The organism is Mycobacterium sp. 852014-50255_SCH5639931 (assembly GCF_001665605.1).
GTDB lineage: Bacteria > Actinomycetota > Actinomycetes > Mycobacteriales > Mycobacteriaceae > Mycobacterium > Mycobacterium paraffinicum.
The window spans coordinates 1-12696 of the sequence record NZ_LZSV01000013.1 but is presented as its reverse complement, the minus strand read 5'-3'; the positions used below and the strand labels follow the sequence as shown (position 1 = coordinate 12696).

The 12696-nt window shown below is 67.8% G+C and carries 14 protein-coding genes and 1 pseudogene; 12 read left to right on the top strand and 3 right to left on the bottom strand.

What is annotated here, in order from left to right; genetic code table 11:
* The first annotated feature begins 43 nt into the window (after positions 1 to 43).
* The 4 genes from A5758_RS07455 to A5758_RS07440 all read left to right on the top strand — a co-directional run bounded on the left by A5758_RS07455 (position 44) and on the right by A5758_RS07440 (position 2115).
* Entirely contained in the window at positions 44 to 292 is a 249-nt protein-coding gene (locus tag A5758_RS07455) for a hypothetical protein (protein WP_067738442.1), read from the top strand.
* Between the two features lie 29 nt (positions 293 to 321).
* Complete coding sequence (locus tag A5758_RS07450; protein ID WP_067738440.1) at positions 322 to 1431, top strand: PPE family protein; 1110 nt, start codon at positions 322 to 324, stop codon at positions 1429 to 1431.
* 73 nt (positions 1432 to 1504) lie between these two features.
* A complete protein-coding gene (locus A5758_RS07445; protein ID WP_067738437.1) occupies positions 1505 to 1801 on the top strand; it encodes a WXG100 family type VII secretion target in 297 nt (98 codons plus the stop codon).
* A 29-nt stretch (positions 1802 to 1830) separates the two neighbouring features.
* Positions 1831 to 2115: a WXG100 family type VII secretion target gene (locus A5758_RS07440; protein ID WP_067205933.1), complete on the top strand. Its 285-nt coding sequence runs from the start codon at positions 1831 to 1833 to the stop codon at positions 2113 to 2115.
* A gap of 22 nt (positions 2116 to 2137) precedes the next feature.
* On the opposite strand, the gene A5758_RS07435 is transcribed toward A5758_RS07440, so the two are convergent.
* Genes A5758_RS07435 through A5758_RS07425 form a run of 3 tightly spaced genes read right to left on the bottom strand, consistent with a single transcriptional unit; the run spans position 2138 to position 5306 of the window.
* Positions 2138 to 3151: a zinc-binding dehydrogenase gene (locus A5758_RS07435; protein ID WP_067205929.1), complete on the bottom strand. Its 1014-nt coding sequence runs from the start codon at positions 3149 to 3151 to the stop codon at positions 2138 to 2140.
* Complete coding sequence (locus A5758_RS07430; protein ID WP_067205925.1) at positions 3151 to 4338, bottom strand: LLM class flavin-dependent oxidoreductase; 1188 nt, start codon at positions 4336 to 4338, stop codon at positions 3151 to 3153. The genes A5758_RS07435 and A5758_RS07430 overlap by 1 nt, the downstream gene beginning before the upstream one ends.
* Entirely contained in the window at positions 4335 to 5306 is a 972-nt protein-coding gene (locus A5758_RS07425; RefSeq protein ID WP_369816404.1) for an alpha/beta fold hydrolase, read from the bottom strand. The genes A5758_RS07430 and A5758_RS07425 overlap by 4 nt, the downstream gene beginning before the upstream one ends.
* A 130-nt stretch (positions 5307 to 5436) precedes the next feature.
* Here A5758_RS07425 and A5758_RS07420 point away from each other — a divergent pair, with 130 nt between their 5' ends.
* The 8 genes and pseudogenes from A5758_RS07420 to A5758_RS07385 form a co-directional block, all read left to right on the top strand.
* Positions 5437 to 5853, top strand: coding sequence for a VOC family protein (locus A5758_RS07420; RefSeq protein WP_067738445.1), 417 nt, complete (start codon positions 5437 to 5439; stop codon positions 5851 to 5853).
* Positions 5854 to 6089: 236 nt separating this feature from the next.
* Positions 6090 to 8480: an ATP-dependent zinc metalloprotease FtsH gene (ftsH, locus tag A5758_RS07415; protein ID WP_067738434.1), complete on the top strand. Its 2391-nt coding sequence runs from the start codon at positions 6090 to 6092 to the stop codon at positions 8478 to 8480.
* Positions 8481 to 8495: 15 nt separating this feature from the next.
* A complete protein-coding gene (gene folE, locus A5758_RS07410) occupies positions 8496 to 9110 on the top strand; it encodes a GTP cyclohydrolase I FolE (protein ID WP_067738430.1) in 615 nt (204 codons plus the stop codon).
* Between the two features lie 19 nt (positions 9111 to 9129).
* Positions 9130 to 9963 (top strand): dihydropteroate synthase, encoded by an 834-nt coding sequence (gene folP, locus A5758_RS07405; protein WP_067738427.1) that lies wholly within the window; start codon positions 9130 to 9132, stop codon positions 9961 to 9963.
* On the top strand, positions 9956 to 10357 hold the full coding sequence (folB, locus tag A5758_RS07400; protein ID WP_067205910.1) for a dihydroneopterin aldolase: 402 nt from the start codon (positions 9956 to 9958) through the stop codon (positions 10355 to 10357). The genes folP and folB overlap by 8 nt, the downstream gene beginning before the upstream one ends.
* Positions 10354 to 10902 carry a 2-amino-4-hydroxy-6-hydroxymethyldihydropteridine diphosphokinase gene (gene folK / locus A5758_RS07395; protein ID WP_067205906.1) on the top strand — a complete coding sequence of 183 codons (549 nt, stop codon included), beginning with the start codon at positions 10354 to 10356 and terminating at the stop codon, positions 10900 to 10902. The genes folB and folK overlap by 4 nt, the downstream gene beginning before the upstream one ends.
* A complete protein-coding gene (locus tag A5758_RS07390; RefSeq protein WP_067738424.1) occupies positions 10902 to 11378 on the top strand; it encodes a DUF3180 domain-containing protein in 477 nt (158 codons plus the stop codon). The genes folK and A5758_RS07390 overlap by 1 nt, the downstream gene beginning before the upstream one ends.
* A gap of 86 nt (positions 11379 to 11464) precedes the next feature.
* Positions 11465 to 12604 (top strand): annotated as a pseudogene (locus A5758_RS07385) (DUF6779 domain-containing protein); the annotation flags it as partial.
* Positions 12605 to 12696: the final 92 nt, after the last annotated feature.

Genomic DNA, 12696 nt, shown 5'->3' with positions numbered 1-12696 from the left:
TTTTTTCAAGCAGAACACGGCATACGAGCTGTCTTAGGGTCTCGTGGGCTCGGAGATGTGTATAAGAGACCGGCATGTCGCGCTGGCCGACTCGGCGGCCGGCCAGCATGTCTTGCCTTCTCAGCTGGCGCCGACGGCGCCCATCCACCGGATGCCGCTGGCGGCCGCCTTGCCCGCCGAACACGTCGCCCCCAGGCACCTGCCCGCCGGCATGCCCGGCGAGCAGGTCGTGCAGGCGCACGGGGCCCTCAAAGCTGCTACCGGCCCGAAGCCCTTGCCGGCGCTGGCGTAGCGAAACGACCTAGGGAAAGGAAGGTAGTCATGGATTTCGGTGCGATGCCCCCGGAGATCAATTCCGGCCTGATGTATGCGGGGCCGGGACCAGCGTCGATGCTGGCGGCCGCGATGGCCTGGGAGGGACTGGCGGCGGAGCTGCGTTCGGCCGCGACGAGCTACGGGACGGTGATCCTCGAACTCACCGATGCCGCCTGGCAGGGCCCGTCGTCGGAAGCGATGGCGGCCGCCGCATCCCCCTACGTGGCCTGGATGCACGCCACGGCGGCGCAGGCCGAGCAGGCGGGGATGCAGGCGACCGCAGCCGCCGTCGCGCACGAGGTGGCGTTTGCGGCTACCGTGCCTCCGCCGGTGATCGCGGCTAACCGCTCGTTGCTGATGATGTTGGTCGCGACCAACTTCCTGGGTCAAAACACCGCGGCGATCGCGGCCACCGAGGCGCAGTACGGCGAGATGTGGGCCCAGGACGCGATGGCCATGTACGCCTACGCCGGCTCCTCGGCGGCGGCGGCCATGCTGGCTCCGATGATGGTCGCCCCGCCCACCACCAATCCCGGCGGGGTCGCGGCCAGCGCCATGGCGGCGGGCGAGGCCAACATGCAGGGATTGGCCACCCAAGCGACCATGGGGCTGCCGTCAACGCTCAATTCGTCCGCGTCATCGCTCGCCAGCAGCTTCCCATCCGCGATCAGCAGTTTTTCCGACTTGCTCGGCATGCCGTTCGGGCAGGGCGGCACCGCCACATCGGGAGTGGGCGGGATGGCCGCACCCAACGCGGGATTTGCGACCGCCATGCCCGCATCCGGGGCCTTTTCCCCGGCGGCGATGCCCGCACGCTTCATCCCAGCGCAGCCGTTGATGACTGCACCGGAGCGGATGGCGCCGGCGCGGCTAATGCCGTCGGCGGCAATGGGGCAGGCCACTCCGGTCGGAGGTCTTTCGGTGCCGCCGAGCTGGACCGCGGCGACTCCCGAGGCCGCCGCACCGACCGGGGCCCCACTGGCGGGTGCCGGCGCCGCGGCTCGAATGCTGAGTCCCCGGAGTAGCTCTGCGGCTCAGGTGGGCGGTATGGAGATGCGCGGATTCGGCGCCACCATGCCGGCTCCCGCCAGTGTGCTGCCGCGCGTGGTCGGATGAGGGAAGGGAGAATAAATCGAGGTATCGGTGACCAAACTTCAAAACTGACAACAACTTTCGAAGGAGACATTTAATGACGACACGATTCATGACCGATCCGCATGAAATGCGGGCGATGGCGGGCCGCTTCGAGGTGCACGCCCAGACGGTTGAGGACGAGGCTCGCAAGATGTGGGCGTCCTCGATGAACATCGCCGGCTCCGGTTGGAGCGGTCAGGCGCAGGCCACCTCGTACGACACCATGGGTCAGGTCAACCAGGCCTTCCGCAACATCGTCAACATGCTGCACGGCGTCCGCGACGGACTGGTTCGCGACGCGAACAACTACGAGCAGCAAGAGCAGGCCTCACAGCAGATCCTGGGCAGCTAGCCCACCAACAAAACAGGAGACGATTAACGATGACCATCAACTATCAATTCGGTGATGTCGACACCCACGGTGCCTTGATCCGCGCGCAGGCCGCGTCGCTGGAGGCCGAGCACCAGGCCATCGTCCGCGATGTGCTTGCCGCCGGGGACTTTTGGGGCGGTGCCGGCTCGGTGGCCTGCCAGGAGTTCATCACCCAGTTAGGTCGCAACTTCCAGGTGATCTACGAGCAGGCCAACGCCCACGGGCAGAAGGTGCAGAGCGCCGGCAGCAACATGGCCAGCACCGACAGCGCCGTCGGCTCCAGCTGGGCCTAGTGGCCGGGTCGCCACCATCGACCTAAGGAGTGACGAGAACTTTGCAGTGACGCTCGGGGTCGGCGAGGTCGTCAAAGGCCGCGCCGACCCCGTCGAGGCCGACCTCGCCGGTAATCAGCGGGGTCGCGTCGATTTCGCCCTCGGCCAGCGCGCGCAGCGAGTCGGTGAACTCCTCCGGGGTATAGGCGAGTACGAATTGAACACTGATCTCTTTGGCGATCGCGAAGAACGGATGCACCGTGTCGGGCTGCATACAAACACCGGCGACTACCAGGCGGGTGCCGGGCCGGGCCCGAAGCAACACGTCGTCGATGATCCCCGGCACTCCGACCGCCTCGAACACCACCGAGGGTTTGACCGAGTCGAACGGCGAACCCTGTGCGGCATCGAGCGCCCGATGGGCGCCCATGGCGGTGGCGAGTTCGCGCCGCTTCGGCGAAAAGTCGGCCGCGACAATGGTTTCGACGCCTCGGGCACGCAGGGCCGCGATGATCGCGATACCGATCGGGCCGCAGCCGATGACCAGCGCCGTCTCGCCGGGCGCGATGTTGGACTTGTTGACGGCGTGCAACCCCACCGCCATCGGTTCGGTCAGGGCCGCGTGTTTGAAGTCCAGGCCGTTCGGGATGGGCAGCAGCAGCGGCGCCGAGAGCAGCATTCGTTCGGCGTAGCCGCCGATTGTGCTGTTGCTGTAGACGATTGGCTCCACGCCCTTGGCGGACAGCAAGACCGGAAGCGAGGTGACCAGCGTTCCCGGCGGGTGGGTTTCGGTGTCGGGTCCGGCCTCGAGCACCTCGGCGCTGAACTCGTGTCCCATGAAGACGTCGTGGTCCAGGTCGACGTGCATGCCGCCCGCGCCCGCGGCCACTCGATTGCTCATTTCGAGCACCTGTGCGCCGTGAGCGGCGAAATGCAGGTCTGACCCGCAGATCCCGCACGCCCGCACGCCGACGAGCACCTGCCCTGCCTCGGGCACGGGCTCCGGCACGTCGTCCCGGTAGACCATCCGTCCATCGCGCAGTACCGCCGCGCGCATCAGCTTCCCGCGCCCTTCTGCTCCTCGACATGCTCGGTGATGGCTTTGACCACGGCCTCACCCGCTCGGCCGATCAACTGGTCGCGATTGCCCTTGGCCCAGTCGTGCGACGATCGCGCCGCCTCGAGCTGGCCCTTGAAATGGGGAATCACCTTGCGCGCCATCAGGTCGTAGCAGTGATAAGTCGCCTCGGGGGATGCCCAGTCGTGGCCCAGCATCAGCAGCGTGCCGAACCCGCCTGAGCGGTCGAGCAAGTCTTCGATGTGGGCGATCGCGTCGTCGGGGGTACCTATGCAGCAATTGCCCTTGGCCGCGTAGTCCTCGACGAACTCGTGCGGCGTCTGGGCGCCCTCCACGGCGTTCGCCAACGGGACGAACCCCGCCGCGCCGAAGTAGTTGGCGAAATCCTGTAACCCGTAAGTGCAATCGTCGATGGCTTGCTCGCGGCTGTCCGCGATGTGCATGATGCTCAGAACACGCCAGTCGGACCGATTGGGTTCGTCGCGGCCGACTTTGGCGGCCTGCTCGCGCACCACGTCCCAAGTGGTCTCCAGAGCTGCGTAGCCACCCGGCACGGACATCGACAGCGACAACAATGACGTGCCTAGTGCACCCGCCAGCCGCGGCCCGGACGGCGAAATCATTGCCGCCGTGGAGATTTCGGGGTAGGGCCAGGTGTAGGGCCGGATATGCAACTGCGCGTCACGCAGGGTGAACCAGTCGGCATGGCGGTCTATTCGCTCGGAGGGACCGGCGCGGAACAGCGCGAGAATCGCTTCCAGCGACTCCTGCATCATGTGCCGTTGATCGACCGGGTCGATGCCCATCATGTAGGCGTCCGATGGCAGCGCGCCCGGGCCGGTGCCGAACATCACCCGGCCGCGGGTGAGGTGGTCGAGCAACACCCAGCGATCGGCCACCATCAGCGGATGATGGTAGGGCAGCGAAACCACTCCGGTGCCCAACCGGATGTGCTTCGTCCGCTCGGCCGCCGCCGCGATGAAAACTTCCGGGCAGGCGATCAATTCGTAGCCACCAGAGTGGTGTTCGCCGAACCACGCTTCGTCGAAACCGAGCCGATCCAGTGCGACCACGCGTTCCATGTCGTATTCCAAAGCCACCGTTGGCGATTGGCCTATCGGGTGAAACGGTGTGATGAAGACACCGAAGCGCAGGGGGGCACTCATCGCAGCTCCAATTCGTTGAGGAAGTCCAGTAGGGCGGCGTTCACCTCGTTCGGGCGCTCCTGCTGCAGCCAGTGTCCCGCGTCGTCGATCATGACCTGACGGTAGGGGCCGGTGATTGACTGCGACGCGCGGTCGGCGCGGGTGAACGTCAACACCGGGTCGGCGGTCCCACCGATAAAGAGCGCCGGCACAGTGATTTTCGCGTCGTCGAGCTCGGGGGTGGTCTCCCAATTGCGGTCGAAATTGCGATACCAGTTCAGGCCACCGGTGAACCCGGTGCGAGAGAACTCGTCGATGTAGTGGTCGAGCTCGTCCTGGCTGAGCCAGTCCGGCAGCCGGTCGGGTTCCGGAAGGCGATCGATGAACCCCTCGGTACCGGGCGCCACCATGCGCGCCGCGGAGAGCGGGTCACCCGATGTGCGCAGCCCGCCCAGCATCCGGCGGATCGTGCGGGCGGGATCACCGTTGAGCTCCGCGTCGGCGACGCCCGGCTCCTGGAAGTACAGGATGTAAAAGAACTTGTCGCCGAACATCTTGCGCCACGCCTTCGTCGGCGCAATATGCGAGCGGGGCACCGCCGGGACGCTGAGCGCGGCGACGGCGGCGACCCGATCCGGGTGCAGCAATGGCGCATTCCACACCACGGCGGCGCCCCAGTCGTGTCCGATCCAGACGGCGCGTTCGGTGCCGACATCGTCGAGCAGACCGACCAGGTCGGCCGTCAGCTGGTGGATGTCGTAAGCCTCGATGGCGTCCGGGCGCGAGGAGCCGCCGTAGCCGCGCTGATCCGGTGCCAGCACGTGGTAGCCGGCCTCGGCGAGGACCGGTATCTGGTGGCGCCACGAATAGGCCAGTTCGGGAAAGCCGTGGGCCAAGATCACCGCGGGTGCGCCGCGCTCTCCCGCCTCGACCACCCGCAGCTGCACACCGTTGGTCTCGACTAACCGTTCGGTTGATTTGAGCACCATGCCACCAAAGCACACCCCCCGCGGGGCTGAGAAGTATTCGCGTTTGATCGCGATTTGCATCCAACGGCTTTGGTCGCCTGGTAGATATCGCCCTGAGCGCCCGCACGACTGAAAGCAGGTGAACCCGGAGATGAAGCGGCTCGACCACGTTGTCCTCTGGACGGGAGATCCGCGCGCGTCGATGGATTTCTATACGAGGGTGGTTGGCTTGGAGCCGGTCCGGTTTGCCGAGTTCGAGGCCGGCGATGCGCCGTTCCCCAGCGTGCGAGTGTGTGAGGACTCGATCATCGACTTGTCGCCGCATGCCGCTGCCGACGACACCGAGTCGATGACACGGGCGCAAGGCAGCGCCGGCCATCCGGTGAATCACGTTTGCCTCGCATTGTCGAAGGCCGAGTACGAGGCGCTGGATCAGCGCCTGCAAGCCGAGGGAGTGGACACCAGCGCGCGGCTGAGTCGCACCTTCGGGGCCCGGGGCTGGGCGCCGCAGGGGTACTACTTCACCGATCCGGACGGCAATGTGATTGAGGCCCGGTATTACGAATGATGGATCCGCCCGACGTGAGCGCCCGCCGCCCACCGTCACGCTGGCGTGACGCTCGGCACGCCCGGTGGGAACCCCTCCTCGTTATATCGACAAATGGTGGCGACCCGGCCCCCGCAAGCGGGCGGTACCCCCAGCGCCCGGCTCTGCCGGAGCTGGCGATCGCCACTAGCGGTAACCTGGACTTTTCGAGCTGCGTGTATATCGGGGAAGGACCTGGCCGGCGAGGCCGATGATTGATGAACCGGAAAAACGTTATTCGCACCATCACGGCGATTGCAGTCGTGGTGCTGCTCGGTTGGTCGTTCTTCTATTTCAGCGACGACACTCGCGGCTATAAGCCCGTCGACACGTCGGTGGCGGTGGCGCAGATCAACGGCGACAACGTCAAGAGCGCGCAGATCGACGATCGCGAGCAGCAGCTGCGGCTGACCCTGAAAAAGGGCAACAACGACACCGACAATTCCGACAAGGTCATCACCAAATACCCGAGCGGGTACGCGGTCGACCTGTTCAACTCGCTGAGCGCTAAGAACGCGAAGGTCAGCACGGTCGTCAACCAGGGCAGCATCCTGGGCGAGCTGCTGGTCTACGTGTTACCGCTGCTGTTGCTGGTCGGCCTGTTCGTGATGTTCTCCCGGATGCAGGGCGGCGCACGCATGGGCTTCGGCTTCGGCAAGTCCCGCGCCAAGCTGCTCAACAAGGACATGCCCAAGACCACGTTCGCCGACGTTGCGGGCGTCGACGAGGCCGTCGAAGAGCTCTACGAGATCAAGGATTTCCTGCAGAACCCCGGCCGCTATCAGGCACTGGGCGCCAAGATCCCCAAGGGCGTGCTGCTCTACGGGCCGCCCGGGACCGGCAAGACGCTGCTGGCCCGTGCCGTGGCCGGGGAAGCGGGAGTTCCGTTCTTCACCATCTCCGGGTCCGACTTCGTCGAGATGTTCGTCGGCGTCGGCGCGTCGCGGGTACGCGACCTGTTCGAGCAGGCCAAGCAGAACAACCCGTGCATCATCTTCGTCGACGAGATCGACGCGGTGGGCCGCCAGCGCGGCGCCGGCCTCGGCGGCGGCCACGACGAGCGCGAGCAAACGCTGAACCAGTTGCTGGTCGAAATGGACGGGTTCGACCCGCGCGCCGGGGTCATCCTGATCGCGGCCACCAACCGGCCCGACATCCTCGACCCCGCGCTGTTGCGGCCTGGCCGCTTCGACCGGCAGATCCCGGTGTCCAACCCGGACCTGGCGGGCCGCCGCGCGGTGCTGCGGGTGCATTCCAAGGGCAAGCCCATCGCGCCCGACGCCGACCTCGACGGGCTAGCCAAACGGACCGTCGGCATGACCGGCGCCGACCTGGCCAACGTCGTCAACGAGGCGGCGCTGCTGACCGCCCGCGAGAACGGCACCGTCATCACCACCGCCGCGCTCGAGGAGGCGGTGGACCGAGTGATCGGTGGGCCGCGCCGCAAGGGCCGCATCATCAGCGAGCAGGAAAAGAAGATCACCGCCTACCACGAGGGCGGGCACACCCTGGCCGCCTGGGCGATGCCGGACATCGAGCCGATCTACAAGGTGACGATCCTGGCGAGGGGACGTACCGGTGGGCACGCGGTGGCGGTGCCCGAGGAAGATAAGGGCCTGCGAACGCGCTCGGAGATGATCGCGCAGCTGGTGTTCGCGATGGGCGGGCGTGCGGCCGAGGAACTGGTGTTCCGGGAGCCGACGACCGGCGCGGTGTCCGACATCGAGCAGGCCACCAAGGTGGCCCGTGCGATGGTCACCGAGTTCGGGATGAGTTCGAAGCTGGGTGCGGTCAAATACGGCACCGAACACGGCGACCCGTTCCTGGGCCGGACCATGGGGACGCAGGCCGACTACTCCCACGAGGTCGCCCGCGACATCGACGACGAAATCCGCAAGCTCATCGAGGCGGCCCACACCGAGGCGTGGGAGATCCTCACCGAATACCGCGACGTACTCGACACGCTGGCCGGCGAGCTGCTGGAAAAGGAAACACTGCACCGCGCCGAGCTGGAGGGCATCTTCGCCGACGTCGAAAAGCGGCCCCGACTCACCATGTTCGACGACTTCGGTGGCCGCATCCCGTCCGACAAACCGCCGATCAAGACGCCCGGCGAGCTGGCCATCGAGCGCGGCGAGCCGTGGCCACCACCGGTTCCCGAACCGGCTTTCAAGGCGGCCATCGCGCGAGCCAGCCAAGCCGCCGCGGCCGCGGGAGCGGACGCCGACCGAAACAACAATGGCGGCAACGGTTCTCAAGGGAACGGCCCCCGTCCGGGCGTGGCGCACGGCCCCACCCAACCGGACTACGGTGCGCCGGCGGGCTGGCACGCGCCGGGATGGCCACCGCATGATCAGCAGCCCAATCACTGGTATCCGCCGCCCCAGGCCCCGCAGCAGCCCTACTGGCCGCAGCCGGCGGGGAACTACCCGGGTTATCCGGGCCAGCCCGCTCATCCGGGTCAGCAGGGTCCGCAGGGTCAGACGCAGCCCCCCTACCCGCCGTATCCGCCTTACCCGCCACCCGGGCTGCCCGACCCGAACGGCGGAAAGTCTCCCGACCAGCAGGACGATGACGTGAGCCGGTCCAACCCACCGGCGCACGGCTGACGAACGGAGGATTCGATGGCCTTAACTGGTTTGGGGCCGGACACCGCCACTCCCACAACTCGGGCGTTCGACCAGCCGCGCGCCGAGGCCGCGGTCCGGGAATTGCTGTACGCCATCGGCGAGGACCCGGACCGACACGGTCTGCGGGAGACGCCGGCTCGCGTAGCCCGTGCCTACCAGGAGATGTTCGCCGGGCTCTACACCGATCCGGACAGCGTGCTGAACACGATGTTCGACGAAGACCACGACGAGCTGGTGCTGGTGAAGGAAATCCCGCTGTACTCCACCTGCGAACACCACCTGGTGTCGTTCCACGGTGTGGCCCACGTCGGCTACATCCCGGGCAACGACGGCCGGGTCACCGGGCTGTCGAAGATCGCGCGACTGGTCGACCTCTACGCCAAGCGGCCGCAGGTACAGGAACGGCTGACCAGCCAGGTCGCCGATGCCCTGATGAAGAAACTCAATCCGCGCGGCGTGATCGTCGTGATCGAGGCCGAGCACCTGTGCATGGCCATGCGCGGCGTCCGCAAGCCCGGCGCGGTCACCACTACCTCGGCGGTGCGCGGACAGTTCAAATCCAACGCCGCTTCCCGAGCCGAAGCCCTCGATCTCATCCTGCGTAAGTAAGTCGGCGCCTGTGCGGGTTATGGGAGTCCTGAACGTCACCGACGACTCGTTCTCCGATGGCGGCCGCTATCTCGACACCGGCGACGCAGTGGCGCACGGACTGGCGCTGGCGGCCGACGGCGCGGACATCGTCGATGTCGGGGGGGAGTCGACTCGCCCCGGCGCTACGCGGATCGACCCACAGGTAGAGACCTCTCGCGTGATCCCTGTCGTCAAAGAGCTTGTGGCAGAAGGGATCACGGTGAGTATCGACACCATGCACGCGGACGTCGCGCGGGCGGCGCTGCAGAATGGTGCGCGGATCGTCAACGATGTGTCGGGGGGACGTGCCGATCCTTCGATGGCGCCACTGCTGGCCGACGCCGGAGTGCCCTGGGTGCTGATGCATTGGCGGTCGGTGTCGGCCGCCCGCCCGCATGCGGCCCCGCACTACGACGACGTGGTCGCCGAAGTGCGCGCCGAGCTGCTCGCCAGCGTCGACGCCGCGGTGTCCGCGGGCGTGGACCCCGCCAATCTGGTGATCGACCCGGGACTCGGGTTCGCCAAGACGGGTCAACACAATTGGGCGCTGCTGCGCGCGTTGCCGCAGCTGGTCGACACCGGGATCCCGGTGCTCCTGGGCGCATCGCGCAAACGGTTCCTCGGTACGTTGTTAGCCGGGCCGGATGGCTCGCCGCGCCCGCCCGCCGGCCGTGAGACGGCGACCGCGGTGATCTCCGCGCTCGCAGCGCTGTACGGGGCGTGGGGTGTTCGGGTGCACGACGTGCGGGCCACGGCCGACGCGCTCAAGGTGGTGGGGGCGTGGACGCAAAGCGAAACGCAGCAGACCGACCTGGCTGGAGACGATGGCTGACCGAATCGAATTGCGGGGATTGACGATTCGTGGACGACACGGTGTTTTCGATCACGAGCGGGCCGACGGGCAAGACTTTGTTGTCGATATGACCGTGTGGATCGACCTCGCTGGGGCCGCCGCCAGCGACGAGCTGGCCGACACCTACGACTACGCCGCCCTGGCCGAGCTGGCGGCCGACGTCGTGGCCGGGCCGCCGCGCAACTTGATCGAAGCGGTCGGGGGCGAGATCGCCGACCGGGTGATGGAAGACGACAGAGTGCACGCCGTCGAGGTGGTGGTGCACAAGCCGCAGGCCCCGATCCCGCAGCAGTTCGCCGACGTCGCGGTGGTGGTGCGGCGGTCGCGGCGCGGCGGTCGCGGTTCGGTGGTTCCGGCGGGCCGGGCGTTATGACGTGGGTGGTGCTGTCCATCGGGTCCAACCTGGGTGACCGACTGGCGCGTCTGCAGTCGGTCGTCGACGGGCTGGGCGAGAAGGTGCTCGCGGTGTCCCCGGTGTACGAGACCGATCCGTGGGGCCGGGTTGATCAGGCGCCGTTTCTCAACGCGGTGCTGATCGCCAACGACCCGGCGTGCGACGGGCAGTGCTGGCTGCGCCGGGCCCAGGAATTCGAGCGGGCGGCGGGCCGCGTGCGCGGCGAGCGCTGGGGCCCGCGCACCCTCGACGTCGACCTGATCGCCTGTTTCGGCGAGGCGGAGGTGGTCTCCCGCGAGAACAACCTGACGCTGCCGCACCCGCTGGCCCATTTGCGGGCCTTCGTCATGATCCCGTGGCTTGCCATCGACCCCGATGCCCAGCTGACCGTCGGGGAGGGCCCGCGACCGGTCGCGAGCCTGCTCGCCGAACTGGAGCCGGCCGACCGGGAAAGCGTCCGGTTGACCAGTCTGACGCTCGAGCGAGCGGGCGGGTCGCCGGCCGACCCGGAACCGGAAGCCTGATGGGCCCGACCCGCAAACGTGACCTGACAGCCGCGGTCGTCGGCGGTGCGGTGGTGGGTTATCTGCTGGTCAACGCCCTCTACCGGTGGTTTCCGCCCATCACGGTCTGGACGGGCCTGTCGCTGCTGGCGGTGGCCATCGCGGAAGCCTTGTGGGCGCGCCACGTGCGGGCCAAGATCACCGACGGCGAAATCGGCGTCGGCCCCGGCTGGCTGCATCCGCTGGCGGTGGCGCGCAGCCTCATGGTCGCCAAGGCGTCGACCTGGGTGGGCGCGCTGGTGCTGGGCTGGTGGGTCGGCGTGCTGGTGTACTTCCTGCCGCGGCGGTCCTGGCTCCGTTCGGTCGCCGAGGACACGACCGGCGCCGTGGTCGCGGCCGTCAGCGCGCTGGCGCTACTCGTCGCCGCGCTGTGGCTGCAGCATTGCTGCAAGTCCCCGCCGGATCAGACCGAGCACGGTGAAGGCGCGGAAAACTAGCCCACTCGTGTGTCGCCGACAACCGGCGTGAGAATCGCCGGAGAAGGGCGACACGCGGAATGACCTCGCGCAGGTACAGTCAGGCCATGACCGTTCTGTCCCGCGGCGCCCGGGTTCGGCGCGGCGGCCGCAGGCCGGGGTGGGTGCTCTTGACCGCGTTGCTGGTCCTCGCGATGGGGGCCAGTTCCGCACTGGTTTTCACCAATCGGGTGGAACTCCTCAAGCTCGCTGTAATCCTGGCGCTGTGGGCCGCAGTCGCCGGTGCCTTCGTCTCGGTGCTGTACCGCCGCCAGAGCGACGCGGATCAATCCCGCGTCCGCGACCTGAAGCTGGTGTACGACCTGCAGCTGGATCGCGAAATCTCGGCCCGCCGCGAGTATGAACTGACCGTGGAGTCCCAGCTGCGCCGGGAGTTGGCTTCCGAGCTGCGCGCCCAGGCCGCCGATGACCTGGCTGAGCTGCGGGCCGAGTTGAGCGCGTTGCGCACCAGCCTGGAGATCCTGTTCGACACCGACCTCGCCCAGCGCCCGGCCCTGGAGACGCCGGAGACCCAGGCGCCACGCGAGCGCGCGTACAGCGAGTGGGACCGCAACGGCGAAACCCCGCGTGATGCGCCCTACGACTGGGTCTCCAGCGACCGGGTCACTGCCGCCACCCAGGACAGCCCGCCGGGCCGTGCCGACGAAACGGCGATCATCGACGTGCCCGAGGAACCGCTGTTGCCGCCCCGGCAGGCGCAGCCCCGCCGCGAGCAGGTCCGTCACCAGTACGAAGCGCCACCGGAGTCGGCGCCACCGCTCCAACCGGAGCCGTCGTACAGCGCCGCGCCGCCCCAGCCGGAGCCGCGATTCGAACCTCGCCAGCCGCCGCCCCAGCAGCCTCCGCCGCCGCCCCAGCCGCAGCCGGAGCCGACGCCTCAGCCACATGTGCAGGGCTGGCAGCCGGCGGGTGCGTCGGGACTGTGGTTGCCGCCCGGAACGCCGGGCAGCAACTGGGCCGGCTCCGAACCGTCCGTCACACCGGCCGACGAAGCGTCGGGCCGGCGGCGGCGCGCCCGCAACACCGAGTCGGACGAGGCCTGGGCCGGCCCGCCCGCCGAGCCGGTGACGCCGCCGTACGGCGAATCGGGTCGCCGTGCACGATCGCGCCACTCGGCGGAATACCGCGACTATGGCGTGCGCAATTTCGCGCCCACGAACGAGCCGGCCTTCACGCCGCCGCCCCCCGTTCCCTGTCTCTTATACACATCTCCGAGCCCACGAGACCCTAAGACATCTCGTATTCCGTGTTGTGCGTGAAAAAAAAAAGGGGGGGGGGG